This is a genomic window from Ferrovibrio sp., from assembly GCF_029255545.1.
Classification (GTDB): Bacteria; Pseudomonadota; Alphaproteobacteria; order Ferrovibrionales; family Ferrovibrionaceae; genus Ferrovibrio.
Genome location: NZ_JANLJJ010000094.1, coordinates 39,664 through 59,678, shown reverse-complemented (window position 1 = coordinate 59,678; position 20,015 = coordinate 39,664). Strand labels below are relative to the sequence as shown.

At 61.7% G+C, this 20,015-nt stretch carries 22 protein-coding genes; 18 read left to right on the top strand and 4 right to left on the bottom strand.

Features of this window, described 5'->3' with window-relative positions; genetic code table 11:
• Positions 1-601: 601 nt before the first annotated feature.
• Entirely contained in the window at positions 602-982 is a 381-nt protein-coding gene (locus Q1J79_RS18585) for a hypothetical protein (RefSeq protein ID WP_300303346.1), read from the top strand.
• A gap of 369 nt (positions 983-1,351) precedes the next feature.
• Here Q1J79_RS18585 and Q1J79_RS18580 read toward each other — a convergent pair whose 3' ends face one another.
• Positions 1,352-2,140, bottom strand: a complete 789-nt coding sequence (locus Q1J79_RS18580) for an IS5 family transposase (protein WP_300303343.1) — start codon at positions 2,138-2,140, stop codon at positions 1,352-1,354.
• Positions 2,141-2,610: 470 nt separating this feature from the next.
• Here Q1J79_RS18580 and Q1J79_RS18575 point away from each other — a divergent pair, with 470 nt between their 5' ends.
• Both Q1J79_RS18575 and Q1J79_RS18570 read left to right on the top strand, forming a co-directional pair.
• Entirely contained in the window at positions 2,611-3,018 is a 408-nt protein-coding gene (locus Q1J79_RS18575) for a hypothetical protein (RefSeq protein ID WP_300303340.1), read from the top strand.
• 92 nt (positions 3,019-3,110) lie between these two features.
• The gene (locus Q1J79_RS18570; RefSeq protein ID WP_300303337.1) at positions 3,111-3,275 is read left to right on the top strand and encodes a hypothetical protein; all 165 of its coding nucleotides are present in this window, start codon (positions 3,111-3,113) and stop codon (positions 3,273-3,275) included.
• Positions 3,276-3,506: 231 nt separating this feature from the next.
• Here Q1J79_RS18570 and Q1J79_RS18565 read toward each other — a convergent pair whose 3' ends face one another.
• On the bottom strand, positions 3,507-4,442 hold the full coding sequence (locus Q1J79_RS18565; RefSeq protein WP_300303334.1) for a LysR family transcriptional regulator: 936 nt from the start codon (positions 4,440-4,442) through the stop codon (positions 3,507-3,509).
• A gap of 110 nt (positions 4,443-4,552) precedes the next feature.
• On the opposite strand from Q1J79_RS18565, the gene Q1J79_RS18560 reads away from it, so the two are divergent.
• Both Q1J79_RS18560 and Q1J79_RS18555 read left to right on the top strand, forming a co-directional pair.
• Positions 4,553-5,506, top strand: coding sequence for a cupin domain-containing protein (locus Q1J79_RS18560; RefSeq protein ID WP_300303331.1), 954 nt, complete (start codon positions 4,553-4,555; stop codon positions 5,504-5,506).
• Entirely contained in the window at positions 5,503-6,315 is an 813-nt protein-coding gene (locus Q1J79_RS18555; RefSeq protein ID WP_300303328.1) for an alpha/beta fold hydrolase, read from the top strand. The genes Q1J79_RS18560 and Q1J79_RS18555 overlap by 4 nt, the downstream gene beginning before the upstream one ends.
• Positions 6,316-6,320: 5 nt before the next feature.
• On the opposite strand, the gene Q1J79_RS18550 is transcribed toward Q1J79_RS18555, so the two are convergent.
• Positions 6,321-7,100, bottom strand: a complete 780-nt coding sequence (locus tag Q1J79_RS18550) for an SDR family oxidoreductase (protein ID WP_300303325.1) — start codon at positions 7,098-7,100, stop codon at positions 6,321-6,323.
• Between the two features lie 29 nt (positions 7,101-7,129).
• A complete protein-coding gene (locus Q1J79_RS18545; RefSeq protein ID WP_300303323.1) occupies positions 7,130-8,596 on the bottom strand; it encodes an aldehyde dehydrogenase in 1,467 nt (488 codons plus the stop codon).
• Between the two features lie 193 nt (positions 8,597-8,789).
• On the opposite strand from Q1J79_RS18545, the gene Q1J79_RS18540 reads away from it, so the two are divergent.
• From Q1J79_RS18540 to Q1J79_RS18480, 13 genes are read left to right on the top strand one after another with little or no spacing between them, the layout of a single operon-like run.
• Complete coding sequence (locus Q1J79_RS18540; RefSeq protein ID WP_300303321.1) at positions 8,790-9,116, top strand: hypothetical protein; 327 nt, start codon at positions 8,790-8,792, stop codon at positions 9,114-9,116.
• Positions 9,113-9,346, top strand: a complete 234-nt coding sequence (locus tag Q1J79_RS18535) for a recombinase-like helix-turn-helix domain-containing protein (RefSeq protein WP_300303319.1) — start codon at positions 9,113-9,115, stop codon at positions 9,344-9,346. Before Q1J79_RS18540 ends, Q1J79_RS18535 begins: the two co-directional genes overlap by 4 nt.
• A 39-nt stretch (positions 9,347-9,385) precedes the next feature.
• The gene (locus Q1J79_RS18530; RefSeq protein ID WP_300303316.1) at positions 9,386-10,432 is read left to right on the top strand and encodes an aromatic ring-hydroxylating dioxygenase subunit alpha; all 1,047 of its coding nucleotides are present in this window, start codon (positions 9,386-9,388) and stop codon (positions 10,430-10,432) included.
• A gap of 6 nt (positions 10,433-10,438) precedes the next feature.
• Positions 10,439-10,849 carry a RidA family protein gene (locus tag Q1J79_RS18525; protein ID WP_300303312.1) on the top strand — a complete coding sequence of 137 codons (411 nt, stop codon included), beginning with the start codon at positions 10,439-10,441 and terminating at the stop codon, positions 10,847-10,849.
• Positions 10,850-10,873: 24 nt separating this feature from the next.
• The gene (locus Q1J79_RS18520; RefSeq protein WP_300303309.1) at positions 10,874-11,848 is read left to right on the top strand and encodes a PDR/VanB family oxidoreductase; all 975 of its coding nucleotides are present in this window, start codon (positions 10,874-10,876) and stop codon (positions 11,846-11,848) included.
• Positions 11,849-11,855: 7 nt separating this feature from the next.
• Positions 11,856-12,815 carry a VOC family protein gene (locus tag Q1J79_RS18515; RefSeq protein WP_300303306.1) on the top strand — a complete coding sequence of 320 codons (960 nt, stop codon included), beginning with the start codon at positions 11,856-11,858 and terminating at the stop codon, positions 12,813-12,815.
• Entirely contained in the window at positions 12,815-13,600 is a 786-nt protein-coding gene (locus Q1J79_RS18510; RefSeq protein WP_300303303.1) for an ABC transporter ATP-binding protein, read from the top strand. Before Q1J79_RS18515 ends, Q1J79_RS18510 begins: the two co-directional genes overlap by 1 nt.
• A 36-nt stretch (positions 13,601-13,636) precedes the next feature.
• Entirely contained in the window at positions 13,637-14,611 is a 975-nt protein-coding gene (locus tag Q1J79_RS18505; protein ID WP_300303300.1) for an ABC transporter substrate-binding protein, read from the top strand.
• A 32-nt stretch (positions 14,612-14,643) separates the two neighbouring features.
• Positions 14,644-15,438, top strand: a complete 795-nt coding sequence (locus Q1J79_RS18500; RefSeq protein WP_300303297.1) for an ABC transporter permease — start codon at positions 14,644-14,646, stop codon at positions 15,436-15,438.
• Positions 15,435-16,193 (top strand): SDR family oxidoreductase, encoded by a 759-nt coding sequence (locus tag Q1J79_RS18495; RefSeq protein ID WP_300303294.1) that lies wholly within the window; start codon positions 15,435-15,437, stop codon positions 16,191-16,193. The genes Q1J79_RS18500 and Q1J79_RS18495 overlap by 4 nt, the downstream gene beginning before the upstream one ends.
• Positions 16,194-16,213: 20 nt before the next feature.
• Positions 16,214-17,083, top strand: coding sequence for an IclR family transcriptional regulator (locus Q1J79_RS18490; protein ID WP_300303291.1), 870 nt, complete (start codon positions 16,214-16,216; stop codon positions 17,081-17,083).
• Entirely contained in the window at positions 17,076-18,722 is a 1,647-nt protein-coding gene (locus Q1J79_RS18485) for a thiamine pyrophosphate-binding protein (RefSeq protein ID WP_300303288.1), read from the top strand. The genes Q1J79_RS18490 and Q1J79_RS18485 overlap by 8 nt, the downstream gene beginning before the upstream one ends.
• Entirely contained in the window at positions 18,719-19,516 is a 798-nt protein-coding gene (locus tag Q1J79_RS18480) for an aspartate dehydrogenase (protein WP_300303285.1), read from the top strand. Before Q1J79_RS18485 ends, Q1J79_RS18480 begins: the two co-directional genes overlap by 4 nt.
• Positions 19,517-20,015 lie beyond the last annotated feature (499 nt).

Genomic DNA, 20,015 nt, shown 5'->3' with positions numbered 1-20,015 from the left:
ATATCGTATTCCTAGACGATTATTGTTGTCGCACTTGATAACCATGAGAGCAAAATACATGCCAAAACAGTGGCGGCGCAAAAGTGCGAAATACTAGAGTAGCGGGTGATTGCTATTTTATGTGTGCGGCAATTATTGCCGCCGCAATACGAGAATGCTGCTGGATGAGCGGCAAATCTTGCCACTTATTTTCGACTTTCGTGCAGCTGGGCGAAGACTTTTTGGCAATTAAAGTGAATGCCTACTGGGTACATTCGGCAATGTATACTGCGCGTCGATTATCGGTGCCTATTCCTCTTCTTGCGGCTTCGGCGGTTGAGCCTGTCCCGCATTAGACCGATCCTCCGCCTTTGAAGTGATCCAGATTGATATATTGTTTTTGGCATCAAGGAGGACCGTATGCCGCGCAAAAGATACAAGCCGGAAGAGATAGTTGCGAAGCTGCGCCAGCGACGCCACTCTGCGTGTGGTGGCCATCCGCGAAACGTTCGAAGAATCCGGTCTGCTGTTGGTCGAGCCCGAAGCGGCAACGGTCGATCCGACCAACGATTTATCCGCCACCCTCTAGACCGGCGGCTTTCGGCCCGCCACGCGGGCCCTGGTGCCGTTTGCCCACTGGATTCCGCCGCCACATCTGCCCAAGCGGTTCGATACGCATTTCTTTCTGGCGCCGGCGCCGCGGCATCAGGTCGCCGCTGCCGATCTGCGGGAGGTAGTTTCGGCGGCCTGGTTGCGACCCCGCACCGTGGTCGCGGCGGCCGAGGCGGCCGAACTCAACTTGATGTTTGCCACGTATATGAATCTGCGGTGGCTGGCGCAGTTTACTGCGGTGGGGGTAGCACTGGCTGCGGCGCAGGCCCGGACCGTCGTGACAGTTATTTCGGAACCTATAGACAGCACGAATGGCCGAGTATTCAGGATTCCCGATGCAGCCGGTTATGGCGAAACCGACATTCTTGAGCACCGCTTACGCCGCAATTGAGATGGGTATCAAGTTGAATATGGGTAAGGGGAATAGTGTTCTATGCTCACACATGTTGGGAAGTTGAAGAAAAATTCTCGCAAGGTCCATTGCTGATTTCCATGCTCAGATAGAATTTCACCGCCGACGGGCAGGGAATTCTATCGGCATTGCAGTTAGTGAATGCGCCGTTCTAGCCGCTTCAGCGGGGCGCTTGGAACTCTCATTATCTAAGTGACTGTTTGATAAATGCTGGATTTAGGCATCAGCAATAGCCCGATTTGCTGCTGTTGACAGCCGAAATTTACCAGATGTGCGAAAAACGGCCATGCAGGGTTCTTCCCCGGCACGGCCGTTGGCGATCCAATCATATTGGGCAGGACGACCGCGTTATTCGTTCATTCGGCCGAGCAAAATCCTGATCGCGGCGATATGCAGCATGGCCCGGCTGCTTTGCAGCGTTCGCTCGTAGTCGATGGTCAAGCGACGGCAATCGTAGAACCACGCGAATGTTCGCTCGATGACCCAGCGTTTCGGGACTGGTTCAAACCGTTTGGTCACTTGTGCCAGATTACCGGCGACCGTCACTGTGGATCGTATAGTCTTTCGTACAAATTGCCGAAAAGGTTGCCCGCCATAGGCGCCATCGGCGTAGAGCTTCCGAATGGCCGGATGAATAACGAAATCGGCAGCGCGCTCCACCGATTTCATTCCACCTTTGCTGTCATGGACGTTTGCGGAGGTGACGGTGATGGCAAGTGGGAGGCCAAGCGTATCCGTTACGACATGGCGCTTGCGGCCTTTGACACGCTTGCCACCATCGTAGCCGCGCTGACCGCCCATCTTCCCGGTACGAACGCTCTGGCTGTCGATCACAATGGCACTGGGGCTCGGATTGCGCCCCTCTAGCCGCCGAACCTTCACGTAGAGCCGCCGGTGAATCTCCAGCCAGAGGCTGCTGTTGCGCCACGCGATGAAATAACCATAGACGGTGCGCCAGTGCGGGAACTCGATGGGCAACATGCGCCAATGGCAGCCGGTTTTCAGTACATAGAGAACCGCATCGACCACTCGGCGTAGGCTTGTCTGCCGGGGCCTACCGAGAGCAGCCGGCTGCGGCAACAGGGGCTTGATGAGGCCCCATTGCGCGTCCGTCAGATCTGTCGGATAGGCTCCCATAAGCGCAGAAATTAAGCCATTGATTTTGCTAGTATTTTCAAGGCAAAATCTAGCAGAAATGGGCTAAAAATACAACTTGGCCATGGCTATTATATCAATAAAATCAATATGTTATGATGAAAATATATCTGCTTTTTACGTTCGGACGAATCTCCCTAACTCGGACAAATTTTGCCGAAAAGAATAAACTTATCAAATACTTGATCGTCCGATTGCCTCTTTGTTAACCGCCCGATATGCTTCAATCAGCGTGTGATAGCGCTCCAAAGCTAGGCACGACCCCCCTATGTCGGGTGGCCTGCCCTATACAAGACCCGGCTCCGGCCAGAGGTACATGGTGACGTGTGCCTTATGGGGAAATGGCAGGGCGTGTTCGCCTAGCTTTCACGCTATTACCCGCCCGACGCCAGAGTGCGTCGCGGAGAGGCGCGTGATGCGAGGGGCACACAATGCGGAGAAAATTGTTAGCGTTGGCTGTGCTGTTGATGCTGCCAACATTGGCACAGGCGCAGACACCAGAGATTGAGGCGTTCAAGAATAGTGTCGTGCATATCCGTCCAGGCATCCCAGATTTCGGTCCACTTTGGACTATCCGTAGACTGGGCGAGTGTATGCGAAAGTTTGAAGACCCAATTAAAGACGAAGGCCCATTCAAGAAACTGCAATATAAAAAGGGCGGCGGAAGATCGTTCGAGTTAGTTTTTCCATCTGAGGATCGGTCACTACCAGACGAAGCGATTATTTTCGTTCTAGATAGCAAGAGCAACACGTCGCTTTTCTATGGGATTCGCGTCAAAAACAAAGTCGAGCAATTCAATTGGGACGAGAGCTATTCACTATTGAACCCATTTTATGCTCTCTGCGAGAAGCCCGGTTGACGATTCTTTACGGTGCGCCATGTTGAAGGTGTGGTGCGGCTGTTCGTAGCAGCCGCACCACGATCAGCAGCCAACACACATGGAGAGCCCATATGGCCGCCGACTACTTGAAACAGATCGAAATGGAAAAGCTGCGCTTGCAGCGTGAGCACGACCGCAGTCATCCTGGAAAGATGCCGTCGAACTCAGACATCTACCGCTTCGCACAGTTGACCCGCGAGGAAAGTCTAGAGCGCGTCTATCGGGTTATTCGCTAGTCCGGCTTAACGTCCAACCAAAAAGATCGCTGCCCGGGTAACGCCGAGCGGCTGGCGGACGCATCTGCATCCGCCTCAGCGGCGCCAAAGCAAAAACAACAATAAACTTTGGCGCGCAATTAAATTACATTTTCAAACAGTCACTAAGTAAGAGATCCATGTGCTTCATGAGACTGAGGGAGTGTCAAGTCGAGTCTTTATGCCAAATAGGGTGGCCAGATTCAGTCAAATTCACCCAGCGCTTTTTTGAAGTGAAATGACGGCCTGCCGGAGGCTGTCCCTCATCCTTAATACAGGCGCGGTCGGTTGATGGAGTTTTGAATAATAAATGCATGTGCGCAGTTTTATGCGCGGACGGAATGGAATTGAGTGCACGCCAGGGAATATGCCATTTGCCAGGACAAGCGGGTTAAGCAAGCCAACGCCGATTCCCTGCTGCACCAGACTGCATACGCCGACTGCGTTTGCAGCTACAATTTTGGAATCTACCGATACACCCGCCTGTTGAAATATAGCGTGGATCAGATTGGTTGTGGCTGACTCAATCGGCAAGCCGATCAATGTTTCTTCGATCAGATCCTGCGGGCGGATTGTTGGCTGCCTTGTCAGGTGATGCCCCTGAGGAAAGACGGCAACAAGCCAGTCTTCGCAAAGATCCTCCACCTGTAAAAGCTGCATGATCCGGGCATCAATATCGCGGACCAGAGGTGTCCCGATGCCGATATCGACTTCATTGCCGGCCACCTTTTCAAGTAGGCGGCTGGTACTGTCGATCTGCAGCTCGATCCTGATATCCGGCCAGCTCTTGTGAAAGTGTCCGATTGCGCTTGGCAGCAGCGAAGTCATGGCCGGGCCGGCAGTGCCGATCACGATCTGGCCGGCGTTGCCGCCGCGCAAGGCTGTTGCCATCTCTCTCGCGCGCTCAAGATGATCCAGCGCCCGTTGGGCATAGGGCAGTAATCGTTCAGCTTCCGTCGTCGGCGTTAACCGGCCATTGACGTGACGGAACAGCGTCAGGCCGGTTTCGCGCTCCAACGTCTTCAGGCTTTTCGACACCGCCGGCAGGGAGATACCCAGCTTGTCGGCCGCTTCCGCCATACCGCGGCTGAGCACCATGGTCAGGAAAATCTCGAAGTGGCGGGTTGAGATGGCGTCTGGCGAGGGCATTGAAGGATTCCAGGGGAACGGACTTAACTTAAAGTTAAGTCCTTTTTTATTGAGGTTGCAAGCGGCTTGGCCTTTGATGGGGACATCGCCGCGCTGTCAGAGGAATCCAGATGTCTGCCAATCTCGCAACGCCATCCGAACCGGATCTGGCCGAGGCCATGACGGCCCTAGTCGGCCGCCATACCGAAAAGACCTTCGACTGGGATGCCTTTCCCGGCAACCGCGGCTTCGCCGAGCTGGAGCGCGCGCAGATGCGTTATGTTGGCGGCGGCGGCTCGCCCAAGGCCAGTGGCCCGGACACGCTGAAAGCCCAGGCTTTCACGTTCAGCCTGGTGCACAAACCGCCAGGCAAGTTCGCCGCCGCCCATTCCCATGAGGTGGTCGAGCATTTCCTGATCCTGCAGGGTGTGCTGACCGTCGGCTGGGTCTGGGGCGACGAGGTGATCGAGACCAAGCTCGGCCCCAGAGACATGGTGCTGAACAAGACTGGCCGCCCACATGGGTTCCGCAATGACGGCGTCGAGCCGGTGCTGATGCAGATCACGGTGGGCAGCGGCAAGCCGGAGCCGCCGGTCTATACCTGCCATCCGAAGAACAAGCCGCTGGAACTGGCGCGTGTGTTCGGTGCCGGCGAGGGCAAGGTCGCGCCGCTGGAGATCGACAGCAGCGATCCGCGTCACCAGGAATTCGCCCGCCATGTGGTGCGCTACCGTGATCGGCAGCCGGTCTGGGATCCGGCCGGTTTCGCCCGCATGGTCTATATCGGCGAAAACGGCGCGCCACCGCAGCGCTATCGCATGGATATGATCCATCTGCCGCGCGGCGCCGGCGTGAAGACCTATGCCCGCGATGTCGAGGATGTCTATTTCGTGCTGGAAGGCACGCTCACGGTGGGCTGGGAAGAGAATGGCAAGGTGGTTGAGCAGAAGATCGGCACCCGCGACCTGATCTTCAATCCGGCCGGCCGCGCGCATTACTTCCGCAATGACGGCGTCGGCGACGTGCAGTTCGCCATGGTGGTGGGCAGCCCGGACCGCGAGACGATCGCATTCCGCGCGGCATGACGGCTACTGATGTCCTGGCGTCCCGCCGCATTCGTGCGGGTGACCAGATCATATCATATCTGGAAGCCGGTAACGGCCCGCCGCTTGTGCTGCTGCATGGCATCGGCTCGGCGGGCCGCTCCTTCCGGCACCAGCTGTCAGGGCTTTCGACCAGGCACCGAGTGATCGCCTGGGACGCGCCAGGGTACGGCGAGTCCTCGCCGCTGCCGCAGGTGCACCCTTCCGCAAGCGATTATGCTGGCGCGCTTGCTGTCTTCCTTGATGCACTTGGTATCGAGCGCTGCCATCTGGTGGGCCATTCGCTGGGCTGCCTGATGGCGGCGCGCTTTGCCGTTTTGCATCCCGCGCGGGTGCTGAGGCTGGCGCTCAGCAGCATCGCCGCCGGCCATGCCGCTCTGGCGGCGAAAGAACGCGAACGCCTGTTGGCGCAGCGTCTGGAGGATGTCGCCGTGCTGGGGGCGCGCGGCATGGCGGAAAAGCGCGGGCCCCGGCTGCTGGGGCCCGAGGCGGTGCCACAGATGGTGCGTGCCGTGGTTGATACGATGGCAGCGATCCGTTCCGATGGTTACGCACAGGCGGCGCGCATGCTGTCTATCGGCGATATCCGGGCCGACATTGCTACCCTGCCTGCCGCCCTGCCGGTGCAGGTGATCTACGGTGATGCCGACGTGATCACGCCGCCGGCCCGCAACCTTGAGATCGCGTCTTTGCGGCCTGACATGCCTGTGCATGTCATCGCCGGCGCGGGACATGCGCTGTATCTGGAAAAACCCGACGCCTTCAACGCCGCGATAGCAGCACAGTTCTAGAGGCCCTAGAGAATCTGCGGGTGGGCTCCGCCATCGATCAGGATGCTCTGGCCCGAGATGTAGCCGGCATGGGCGCTGCACAGGAAGGCGCAGAGCCGGCCCAGTTCGCCAGGTTCGCCAAAACGGCCGGCCGGTAGTTCGGCCCGGCGCGCGGCCAGGGCCTCGTCCGGCGAAACGCCCTGCTGCTTTGCGCGAAAGGCAAAGTTGCTGATCAGCCGGTCGGTGGCGAACGGGCCGGGCAGGATGTTGTTCAGCGTGACATTGTGGCCGACATGCCCGCGCACCAGCGTGCTGACCAGGCCATGCAGGCCGGCGCGCGCCGCGGCGCTCAGGCCCTGGATGTCGATCGGATGGCGCACCACGCTGGAGGTGATGTTGACGATGCGGCCAAAGCCACGTTCGGCCATGCCATCAATCATCGCCGCGATCATCGCCGCCGGCGCGCGCAGGTTGCCGCTCAGGGCCTGTGACCAGTCGTCATCGCTCCAACTGTTCAGTCTGCCCGGCGGCGGACCGCCGGCATTGTTGACCAGGATATCGGGAGCGGGGCAGGCAGCCAGCAATGCGGCGCGGCCTTCGGGCGTTGCGATGTCACCGGTGATCGACGTGACCTGCACGCCATGGGCCGCGGCAATCTCGGTGGCAGTTTTCTGCAATGCCTCAGCGCCACGCGCATTCAGAACGAGGTTGACGCCTTCGGCAGCCAAAGCCTCGGCGCAGGCGCGGCCCAGGCCGCGACTGGCGGCGCAGACGATGGCAGTGCGACCCCTGATGCCCAGATCCATGACGTGTCTTCCCCTTGATCAGCCCAGTCTCAGTCAGCCCAGGGCAGCGGCCGGCCGCTCATATCCCAATACAGGCTTTTCTGGCGCATATAGGCGCGTAATCCGTCCAGCGCCTTCTCGCGGCCCAATCCGCTATCCTTATTGCCGCCGAACGGTGTGGCGATGCTGAACAGCTTGTAGGTATTGATCCACACTGTGCCGGCGTCAACCGCGCGGGCGATGCGCCAGGCGCGCCGGTAATCGATGGTCCAGATGCCGCAGGCGAGGCCGTAGGCACTGTCATTGGCCTGCCTGACCAGATCGTCTTCGCCATCAAAAGGCAGCAGAACGCCGACCGGACCAAAGATTTCCTCGCGCGCCGTGCGGCAGGCATTGCTCAGGCCATCGACCAGCGCAGGCTGGAAATAGTTGCCGGCCGCCAGCGCGGCATCGGTGGGTCGGCTGCCGCCGCACAGGATGCGACCACCTTCCTCGCGCGCCAGCCGCACGTAGCCATTCACCTTGTCGAGATGTTCCGGCGAGATCAGCGGACCGATCTGAGTCGAGGGTTCGGCCGGGTTGCCGATGCGCAGCGCCTGCGTGCGGCGCGTGAGTTCAGTCACGAAGCGGTCGTAAATGCCGCGGGCCACGAAGATGCGTGAGCCGGCGATGCAGGACTGGCCCTGGCTGGAAAAGATGCCGAACAGCACGCCATTGATCGCCTGCGCGATATCGGCATCCTCGAACACGATGTTGGGCGACTTACCGCCCAGTTCGAGCGAAACCGGCATGACCTTGTCGGCGGCGACGCGGCCGATGGCGCGGCCGGTGACGGTGCCGCCGGTGAAGCTGACCTTGCGGATGCCCGGATGTGCCACCAGGGCGGCTCCGGTGATCGCGCCGGTGCCGGGCAGCACGCTCAGCAGGCCCTCCGGCAGGCCCGCTTCGGTGGCCAGTTTCGCCAGTTCCAGCGCCAGCAAGGGCGTGAGTTCCGATGGCTTGACGATCACCGCGTTGCCGGCAGCCAGTGCCGGCGCGATTTTCTGCGCCTCGCTGGCGATCGGCGAATTCCACGGCGTGATCGCCGCCACGACGCCGAGCGGCTCATAGAGACTCATCGATAGGTAGTCGCCGCGCGCCGGCGTGACATCGCCATCCAGGGTTTCGCAGGCGGCGGCGAAATAGCGGAAAGTGCCGATGGCGCTCGCCACCAGGGCACGCGTCTCATGGATCGGCTTGCCGTTATCCTGCCGTTGCAATTGTGCCAGGCGTTCGGCATCACGTTCGATCAATGCGGCAATGCGCTGCAGGATCAGCGCGCGCTGATGCGGCAGCATGGTGCGCCAGCCTGGCGCCGCCATTGCCTGCTGCGCGCGGGCAACGGCCTCGCCGACATCAGAGGCATCGGCGGTGGAGACCTCGGCCAGCGCGGCATTGTCATGCGGATTGCGCGTAAGGATCGGCGCTCCGCGGCCCATGCGCCATTCGCCGCCGAGATAAAGGGGAAGGGAAGACATCGCTGCTCGCTGCTGGCTGGAGAATCCACTTTACAAAAGCGTAACGAATCTCTAGCGTGTTTTAAATAAGAAATGATGTTTCTCTAATGAAACAAATATTGCAGGTGAGCAGGGCCTAATGACGCCAGTGACCAATTTCACCCCCCGGTGTTGCCAGCACCGTCGGATCGTCTGACCGCAGGACGTGCCACGCATGACCGACGCTCCAGAAAGCATGCTCCTCACCGTGTTCCTGCGGCACGACCAGTCGAACAATCTGGATGCGATCCAGACCAAGCTGAAGGATGCCGAATGGTGGGACCGCTTTCCGCCGACCGGCGTCGAGGTCGTGTCCTGGTATGTCGCGATGGGCTTCGGGCAGATCGTCACGCTGCGCCTGCCGCCGTCCAAGCTTGCCGAAGTGAATGTCGAGCTGGAACGCTCCGCCTGGGGCGTTTTCCGCACCGAATGCATGCCGAGCTACGATTTCGTGCCGGTGCGCGAAAAGATCATCGAACGCGTAAGGAATGGAGGGAAATGATGCAGTCCCATCAGCAATACCTGAATCCGCACCAATCGCGCCGCCGCGAGCCGGACACCTACGAGAACCTGCTCGGCGATGCCATTGAGCGCTGCTACGCCGCTGGCGTGCATGATCTGGAGGGCATTGCGCGCCGCCTCAACGAGGATTGTGTTCCGGCGCCGGGCGGCAAGCCGTGGACCCCGGAGAGCTTCGCCCAGGAAGTGAAGCGCCTGAGCGAAATCGCCTGATCCAGACCCAGCCCGATCCTGACTTCCCGGAGAAGCCCCATGTCCAGCACTGTCAGCACCAGTTCCGAGGATAAAGCCATCGACGCCCTTCTGGCCAAGGGCCTGCGCAATCGCTGGTATGCGATCTGCCCATCCAGTTTCGTGGCCGACAAGCCGGTCTCGCTGCGCCGCTGCGGTTACAAGATGGTGCTGTGGCGGGATCTCCAGGGCCAGCTGCATGCGCTGGAGGACCATTGCCCGCATCGCGGTGCGCCGCTTTCGGTCGGCATCGTGATGGATGATCGCATCGCCTGCGGCTATCACGGCGTGCAGGTGGACAAGGCCGGCGTTGCCGTCGCGGTGCCAGGCAGCCCGGGCTGCAAGCTGGAAGGCATGCAATGCGTCAAGGTGTTCCCGACGCAGGAGCGCAATGAGATGATCTTCGCCTATGTCGGCGACGAGAAGCATCCGACGCCGCCCAAGCTGGAGCTGCCGGAAGAACTGAGTTCGCCGGAATTCAGCTCCTTCGTCTGCTATGCCGAATGGAAGGGCGATTATCGCTATGTGATCGACAACGTGATGGACCCGATGCATGGCACCTACCTGCATCGCCAATCGCATTCAATGTCGTTCGGCGACACCAGGGCCAAGTTCCAGATTCGCGATACCGAAACCGGCTTCGTGTTCGAGAAGACCGACCAGCGCAACGTGAATTTCGACTGGACCGAATTCGGCGATACCGGCGCGCATTGGCTGCGGCTGGAGATTCCCTATCCTGTCACCGGCGGTCCGGGCGGAAATTTCCATATCGTCGGCATGTACACCCCGATCACCGAGGGCGTGGCGGCGGTGACGCACTGGCGCTGCCGCAGGGTCAGCGGCTGGCAGCGCGACGCCTGGCGCTTCCTGTATAAAAACCGCCTGGAGGCACGTCACTGGCATGTGCTGGAACAGGACCGCACGGTGCTGGAGGTGATGGAACCCGACGCCAACCAGCGCGAAATTCTCTACCAGCACGATATGGGGCTGGTGCGCCTGCGTCGCCTGCTGCGCCAACAGGCTGTCGAGCAGCTTGCGACTCTGGCGCCGGCTGGATCGGCGGAATAAGCCCCGATGACGTCCGCCTGCCGCAAGATCGCCGCGCCCAACCTGGCCGAGCCGCCGAATGCCACCTGGTCGAATGGCTTGGTGATCGGCAACGAGGTGGTGCTGTCAGGCATGACTGCGCGCGGCGGCGACGGCAGGGCGATGGGCGGCGCCAGCGTCGAGGGACAGATGCTGGCGGTCCTGGATAAAATCCAGGGACTGGTCGAGGCGGCCGGCGGTGGCGCGCACAATATCTACAAGTTGGTGGTCTATGTCACCGATATCGGCCGCAAGGACGAAGTTAATGCCGCGCGCGCCGCGTTCTTCCGGCCGCATTATCCCTGCTCGACCCTGGTTGAGGTGAGCGGCTTGGTCTTCCCCGATCTGCTGGTCGAGGTCGATGCCTTTGCCAACCTTGCCGCCGACCTGCGGGCTTGACCTGTTATCCGGAGCCGAAGCGTAATGTCCGATGCCGCCATCATCACCGAGCCGTTCCCGATGCGGGTGCACCGCATCGCCTGGGAGGCCGATGGCGTCATCAGTATTGAACTGCGCCGCCCCGATGGCAACGATCTGCCGGCCTTTGCACCGGGCGCCCATATCGACCTGCATCTGCCCAATGGCATCACCCGCAGCTATTCGCTGTGCGGCGATCCGGAAGACCGGCGCTGCTATGTGGTTGGAGTCGGCCTCGATCCGGCCAGCCGCGGCGGCTCGCTGTATATCCACAACCAGCTCCGCGTCGGCCAGGTCATCAAGATTTCGTCGCTGCGCAACCATTTCCCGTTGGTCGAGGATGCCGTCCGCGTGGTTTTCATCGCCGGCGGCATTGGCATCACGCCGCTCTATTGCATGATGCGCCGTTTAAGCCGCCTCGGGCACGGGTTCGAACTGCATTACGCGATGCGCAACCGCCAGCGCGCCGCTTTTCTGGCCGAACTGCAGGCTCTTGGCCAGCCGGTGCATGTGCATTGCGACGAAGAGCATGGCGGAAAGCCAATCGATGTCGCCGCGATCATCGCCGCCCAGCCGGCCGGCACGCATTTCTACTGCTGCGGCCCGAGTGGCATGCTGGCGGCCTATGAAAAGGCCACCGCTTCGCTGCCAGAGCAATTCGTCCATGTCGAATATTTCTCGCCCAAACAGATCGAGACGGCCGGCGCCGATGCCCACTTCACCGTAGTACTGGGGCGCAGCGGCCGCGAGTTGAATGTGCCGGCCGATCGTAGCCTGCTGGATGTGCTGACCAGCAACGGCGTAAAGATCGACAGCTCTTGCCAGGACGGCATCTGCGGCACCTGCGAGGTGCGCGTGCTGGAAGGCGTTCCCGATCATCGCGATTCGGTGCTGACCAAGGCCGAGCAGGCGGCGAACAAATCGATGATGGTCTGCGTCTCGCGCTGCAAGGGCGAGCGTCTGGTCCTGGATCTTGCGTGAGGGCATGATGAGCATTCTGGGAATCGACCGCATCACCTATGGCGTGGAGGATCTGGCGGCCTGCCGCAGGTTCTTTCTCGACTGGGGCCTGAAACTGGTGCGCGAGGACGGCGCCGGCCAGGATTTCGAGACGCTGAATGGCTGCGAAGTCTGGGTGCGGCTGGCGGATGATCCGGCCCTGCCGCCGGCCTTCGAGGACGGCCCGACCCTACGCCAGGTGATCTGGGGCGTGGACGATATCGCCGATCTGACCGCCTTGCGCGCGCCGATGCAGAAGGCCGGGAGCTTTTATGAGGCCGATGGCGCGCTGTTTGCCATCGATCCGAATGGCATGGGCGTGGGCCTGCGCGTATCGCGCAAGCGGCCGTTGCAGGTGAAGGGCGCCGGCACCAATGCCTGGGGCCATGTCGGTCGCCTGGATACGCCGGGCCCGGTCTACGACCGCGCCGAACCGGTCGAGGTTGGGCATGTGGTGTTCTTCACCAACGCGCTGGAGGCCGCGACGGCGTTTTACCAGTCGATTGGGTTCCATCTCTCCGACCGTTACCCCGGCCGCGGCCATTTCATGCGCTGCGCGGCGCGTGGCGGGCATCACGACCTGTTCCTGCTGCAGACGCCGGAGGCGCGCCGGGGCCTCAACCACATCGCGTTCACCGTGCGCGACATTCATGAGGTATTCGGCGGTGGCCTGCATATCTCGCGCTGCGGCTGGGAAACCCAGCTTGGGCCGGGCCGGCATCCGATCTCTTCAGCCTATTTCTGGTACTTCAAGAACCCCGCCGGCGCGCTGGTGGAATACTACGCCGACGAGGATGAGCTGACCGAGAACTGGCGGCCGCGCGATTTCGAGCCAGGTCCCACGGTGTTCGCCGAATGGGCGGTGGCCGGCGGCATCGATGGCAATACCCGGCGCCAGAAAAGCGGCCCGCCCGCCACCGATGGCCGCTTCCTCACGGAGAAACGCTGATGACGCGCATCCGGCTTGAATTCCATAATGTCACCAAGCGTTTCCCGGCGCGCAAACGCATCGATCCACCGGTGGTTGCCGTGCAGGATGTCAGCTTCACGGTTGCCGATGGCGAGGTGGTCTCGATCATCGGCCCGTCAGGCTGCGGCAAGAGCACCTTGCTGAACATGGGGTCTGGCCTCGATCCGGCCTCGGTCGGCGAGGTCTTCGTCGACGGTGAGCTGGTGACGAGGCCGAACGAGCATGTCGCCTTCATGCTGCAGAAGGACCTTCTGCTGCCCTGGCGCACGATCCGCGAGAATGTCGAGCTCGGCCTGGAAATCCAAGGCCGGCCGACCCAGGACCGGCACCGCATTGCCGAGGAGCTGCTGGTGAAATGTCGGTTGCAGGATTTCATCCACCATTATCCGCACCAGCTGTCGGGCGGCATGCGCCAGCGCGCCGCCATGGCGCGCACTCTGGCGGTCGACCCGGCCGTGCTGCTGATGGACGAGCCGTTCTCGGCACTGGACGCGCAGACCAAGATGGTGCTGCAGCAGGATCTCGGCCGCACCCTGGCCGAGACGCAGAAAACAGCGCTGTTCATCACCCACGATCTGGCCGAGGCGATCGCGCTATCCGACCGCGTTCTGGTGATGAGCCAACGCCCTGGCACCATCATCGAGGAAATCCGCGTCGATATTCCCGGTCGCGACAACCCAATGGAGCGCCGCAAGAGTCCGAAGGTGGGGCCGTATGTCTCGGCCCTGATGGAGCTGCTGCATATCGATCAAGCCGTGGCCTAGGCCGCGGGTTATTTCAACAGGAAGAGGGGGTGCGTTATGGCGATTATGCGTAAGATGATGCTAGGTGGTCTGGCCTGTCTGGGTCTTACCGCCGCCCTGCCGGCACAGGCGCAGGATGTCACCTATCTGCTGCCGGCGCCGCAGCTGCTGCCGGCCTTCAGCCCGTGGATGGTCGCCAAGCAGCGCGACTACTTCAAGGCCGAAGGATTGAACGTCACCTTCCAGGTTGCCAAGGGCGGCGTCGATGTCGCTAAGCAGGTCGGTGCCGGCAACGCGGTGGTCGGCGGCGCCATCGGCGATACCCCGATCCTGGTACGTCCCAACGGCGTGCCGGTCAAGTCGGTGGCCGTGCTGGGTGGCCGTTCGCTGATGCAGCTGGTGATCAACAAAGACAAGGGCATCAACTCGATCAAGGATCTAAAGGGCAAGGTGATCACCACCATGGCCTACCAGGACACCACCTTTTTCGCGCTGCTCGGCATGCTGGCGACCCAAGGCATGACCAAGAATGACGTGAACGCCCAGGCCGTTGGCCCGCTGAACGTCTGGAAGCTGTTCGCCGCTGGCGAGGCCGATGCCATGGCCTCGACCCCAGACTGGACCTACAACGTGATGACCACCAGCAAGATCAACCTGGAGATCATCCCGTCCGACACGCATTTCCGCAGCATGGCCCAGGCCATCCTGGCCTCGGACGAGACGATCCAGAAGAACCCGGAGCTGATCCGCAAGCTGGTGCGCGCCACGCTGAAGGGCATGAAGGCGATCATGGACGATCCAGCTGCCGCTGCCGCCGATTATGTCAAGGCGGTGCCCGAGCATGCCGGCAAGGAAGCGGCCATGACCGAGATTTTCAAGATGTACATCAAGTATGTCTATGAGGGTCAGAAGGTGCTTGGCGCGATGGACGAGCAGCGGCTGTCGGCCCTGCAGGACTTCTACATCAAGGAAGGCATCGTCCGCGATAAGACCCCGCTCAAGGACCTCTATACCAACCAGTTCGTGCAGTAACGCCCCGGACCCGGAGGCCGACGGAGAGATCGATGAACGCCATTTTGCCGCAAGCCTCGACGCAGCGCATGATGATCGGCAGCGTCCTGCTGCTCATCCTGTTCCTGGCGGCGTGGCAATGGCTGCCGGGACTGCTCGGCATTCCTGCTTTCATCATTCCGCCGGCCTCCAAGGTCTGGAGTGAATTCCTGCACATGCTGGCCAATGACCGGCTGGTCTATCACGCCGTCGTCACCGCGCTGCAGGTGCTGGCCGGCTTTGTGCTTGGCGTCATCCTCGGCATGGTGGTCGGTTTCGTGCTCGGCATGTCGCCGACGGCGGAGTTCATGCTGTCGCCCTATATTCTGGCCCTGCAGATCGCGCCGAAGGTGGCCTTCGCACCGCTCTTCGTGATCTGGTTCGGTTATACCGTCTACCCCAAGATTCTCGTCGCTGTGCTGATCGTGTTCTTCCCGGTGATGATCAACGTGCTGGGCGCGGTGCGCGCCATCGACCCCGACATTGTCCGCCTGGCGCGCTCGTTTACCGCCAGCCGCCTGCAGGTATTCTGGAAGATCGAATTTCCCGCCGCCATGCCGCCCTTCTTCGCGGGACTGCGTATCGCCGCCACGCTTGCGGTGATCGGCGTCGTAGTGGGTGAGCTGGTCGGCGGCAATACCGGCCTGGGCTATCTGCTCACCTTCGGTGAAGGGGCCGGCAACACCGCCATGGTCTTTGTCGCCATCATCTTGCTGACCCTGATCGGCATCGTGCTGTATGGCGTAATTGTCTTCATCGAGGGCCGCGTGCTGCATTACCTGCCGGCGCGGGCGCGGAAAACCGCATGAACCTCAAGGATCGCATCATCGTGATCACCGGCGCCGGGCGCGGCCTCGGCCGTGCCTTCGCCGAAGGCTGCGCCGCTGCCGATGCGAAGGCCATCGTGGTGGCTGATATCAACCCCGATTGGGGCGAGGCGACCGCCGACCTGCTGCGTCGCTCCGGCGCGGAGGCGGCGTTCCTGCCGGTCGATCTCGGTGATCCGGCCTCCATCGAGAGCTTTGCCGCCGCAGTGAAGACGCGCTACGACCATGTCGACGGTCTGGTCAACAATGGCGCCATCGCCACCGGCATCGGCGGCAAGACCTTCGAAGACATAGACATCGAGACCTGGGACCGAGTCATGCGTGTGAATGTGCGTGGCACCTGGCTGATGGTGAAAGCCCTGGCGCCGCTGCTGCGGGCCTCGCCGCGGGGCGGGCGCATCGTCAACCTCGCCTCCGATACCGCGTTGTGGGGTGCGCCGCGCCTGCTGCATTACGTGAGCAGCAAGGGCGCCGTGATCGCAATGACGCGTTCGCTGGCGCGTGAACTGGGGCCTGACAGCATCACGGTGAATGCCATAGCTCCCGGGCTAGTCGAAGTGGAGGCCACGGAATACGTGCCCGAGGAGCGGCGCCAGCACTACGTATCCGGTCGCGCCATGTCTCGGCTGCAATATGCGGAAGACGTGGTTGGCCCGGTGGTGTTCCTGCTGGGCGATGGCGCCGGTTTTGTCACCGGCCAGCTGGTTCCCGTCAATGGCGGCTTTGTCTTTAACTGATCGGGCATTCATGGAGGCGCATGATGACTGCCAATGAAACCGCGCCACAGGGCAAATATGTGGTACCGGCACTTGCCCAGGGCCTCAGCATTCTGTCGTTGTTCAGCCGCGACCAGCTCAGCCTGACCGCGCCGGAGATCGCCCAGAAGCTGTCGCTGTCGCGCACCACGGTCTTCCGCCTGTTGTATACGCTGCAGCTCATGGGCTATGTCCGGCGCGAGGATGACGAACGGCATTACAGCCTGGGCCCGGCTCTGCTCAGCCGCGGTTTCGAATACCTGGCCTCGCTTGACCTGGTCGAGGTGGCGCAGCCGGTCCTGCAGCGCCTGCGCGATGAAACTGGCCTTTCGGCCCATATGGCGGTACGCGATGGCCGCGAGATCGTCTATGTCCTGCGCTTCCCCGCCCGCACCACGATCGCCAGCAGCGTCAATATCGGCACGCGTTTTCCCGTGCATGGCACGGTGATGGGCCGCATGATGATCTGTGAGTTCAGCGACGAGGATATGAACCAGCTTTTCCCCGACGAACCGCTGCCGCGTTTCACCGAGCAGACGCCGACCACGCTGAAGGCATTGAAGGCGATCCTCGTCGAAGACCGGGCGCGTGGTTATGCCGTCAGCCAGTCCTTCTTCGAACATGGCGTCAGCTCGATTGCCGCGCCGGTGCGTGACGGCGCCGGCCATATCGTGGCGGCCATCAACATCACTGCGGTCGATGCCTATATCGACCTGCCGGCCATGCATGGCGCGCTAAAGGACAAAGTGCTTGAGGCCGCCGCCGAGGTCACCCGCTGGCTCTGCCGCGACATGTCGCGCGAAGTGAAAACCACTGTCTCCCCGCCACCCCCTGCCAAGAAGACAAAGAAAAGCGAGCGCATTCATGCCTGAGCAGATTACCGTCGGCGAACTCACCGCCCGCTTCCTGGAAGCCTGTGGGGTCGATACCGCTTTCGGCGTGATTTCGATCCACAACATGCCGATCCTCGACGCCTTCGGGCGCCGCAATACGGTGCGCTTCGTGCCCAGTCGCGGCGAAGCCGGCGCAGTGAACATGGCCGATGCCTTCGCCCGCGTGCGCGGCAGCCTCGGTGTCGCCATCACCAGCACGGGCACGGCGGCCGGCAATGCGGGAGGCGCCCTGGTCGAGGCGCAGACGGCCGGCACACCGCTGCTGCATCTGACCGGCCAGATCGAACTGCCCTATCTGGATCGCCGCTGGAGCTATATCCACGAGGCGCATGACCAGCCGGGCATGCTGAAGGCCGTGTCCAAGGCGTTCTTCCGGATATGGACGCCGGACAGCGCGCTGGGCGTGCTGCAGGAAGCGGTGCGCTGCGCCCTGACCGCGCCGACCGGCCCGGTCAGCGTGGAGATTCCGATCGATGTGCAGGAGGCCATGGTGCCTTTGCCGGCCAATCTGGCGCCGCTATCGGTTCCGGTGGCGCAGCCCGACGCCATCGCGCTGGACGAACTGGCTGATCAGTTGGCCCGCGCCAGGCGCCCGTTGGTCTGGCTTGGCGGTGGCGCGCGTCATGCCGGTGCCGAGGTGAAGGCTCTAGCCGATCTGGGCTGCATTGTCGTGACCAGCGTGCAGGGTCGCGGTATCCTGTCTGAACAGGATCCACGCAGCCTCGGTGCCTTCAACGTGTCGCCGCCGGTGGAGGATTTCTACAAAAGCTGCGACGCGCTGCTGGTGGTGGGTTCGCGGCTGCGCGGTAACGAAACGCTGAAATATAATCTCAAGCTTCCGCGCCCGCTCTATCAGGTCGATGCCGATGCCCAGGCCCATGGCCGCGGCTATACCGCCGATTATTTCCTGGCCGGCGATGCGAAGGTGGTTCTTGCCGGACTGGTCGAGCGCCTGCGCGGCCGGCTCAAGGTCGATCCGGCTTTCGCCAGCGACGCCTTGAAGGCGCGGACGGCGGCCGAGCGCCAGCTGCGTGATGGCCTCGGTCCCTATGACGGCCTGGTGAACGCGCTGCAGAAGGGCGTGCCATCGGATTTCGTCTGGGTGCGCGACGTTACCGTGTCGAACAGCACCTGGGGCAACCGCCTGCTGCGCATCGACGGACCACGCAATGGCGTGCATGCGCTGGGCGGCGGTATCGGCATGGGCGCGGCGATGGGCGTGGGCGCGGCGCTGGCGGCACAGGGCCGCAAGACCGTGGCGCTGTCGGGCGATGGCGGCCTGATGCTCAATCTGGGCGAACTGGCCACGGCCGTGCAGGAAAATGCCGACCTCATGCTCGTCATCATGAATGACAAGGGTTATGGCGTGATCCGCAACATCCAGGATGCCAAATTCGGCGGCCGCCGTTATTATGTCGACCTGCATACGCCAAGCTTCCCCGATCTCGCCCGGGCGCTGGGTTGGAAGCATTACCGGCTCAGCCGTATCGAGGATGCCGAAAGCCTGGTTACCAGAGTGGCTGGCGAAACCGGGCCGCGCATGCTGGAAGTCGACATGATCGCCATTGGTCCGTTCGCCAGCGCTTTCGCCGGCCCGCCGGTGCGCAAGGCATCATGACTCCCCAGATCCTACTGATTGGTCACGGCGCCATTGCTGCCGAGGTGCGCCATCATGCGGCGCAGAGCGGCCTATATGGCATTGGCGCTGTGCTGGTGCGGCCGGAACGCCAGGCCATGGTGCAGCGCGAACTGGACCCAGTGCCGGTGCTCGGCAGCCTGCAGCAACTTGGTTTTCAGCCGGCCCTAGCCGCTGAATGCGCCAGCCATTCGGCGGTGCGTGCCCATGGCCCGGCCTTGCTGCGCAAGGGTATCGACCTGGTGGTCGCCTCGATCGGCGCGCTGGCCGATGATGCCTTGTATCGCGATCTGAAGGCTGCCGCGCGTGAAGGCCGGGCCCAGCTGATCCTGCCAGCTGGCGCGGTGCCGGGTATCGACGCGCTGAATGCCGCCATGATCGGCGGGCTTGAGCAGGCCTCCTACACCTCGCGCAAACCACCATCGGCCTGGCGCGGCACGCCAGCCGAGCAGGTGGTCAGGCTGGATGACCTGCGCAAGCCGACGGTGCATTACACCGGTTCGGCGCGGGCGGCGGCGCGGGATTATCCCAAGAATGCCAATGTTGCCGCGACGGTGGCGCTGGCCGGTCTGGGGTTTGACCGCACCGAAGTGCGCATGATCGCCGATCCCACGGTGACTGAGAATATCCACGAAATCTCGGCTAGTGGGGCTTTCGGCACGATGCATCTGACGGTCAGGGGGAAACCGCTGGCTAGCAATCCAAAGACCTCGTCTCTGGCGGCCTACAGCGTGATCAGGGCGATTTTGAACCGAATAGCGCCTCTGGTGATTTAGTTTTACTTTTACTCCCCCCATTTTAAGGAACGCGACAGCGCAGCGTGGTGCACGGATCGTGGAGTCGTAATTCTCTGGGCGTGAGTGAAAATCACCTCCCCAAGAGCAAAGCTGATTTATCTACTGAGTAAGATTCTACTGAGTTGAGTGGTGTAGGCGGGCTGCGGGTTAGTCGTCGCCAGATGACTGCAGCCGGGCCGAAATATCGCGCTGTGCATGGCCGAGTTCTGGCTCAAGCAGGTCGCTTAGTATCTAAAAGGGGTAATCTACTGGCCGGGTGTTTGGACCGGTCGTCAACCGGCGAGTATCGTAGATCAAATTTCACTCGCTGGGTCGAACAAGAAAAATACCGGCTGGGGATCAAGTTCAAAGATCTATTGGCGGGGAACGGAAGAGAGGGTGTGATGCGGTATATTCTCACTCTTTTTGCTGTTGCTGTTCTTTGGGCTATTCCGGTCTCCGCACAGGATCTGCAAAGGGGATTGGCAAATTACCGTGC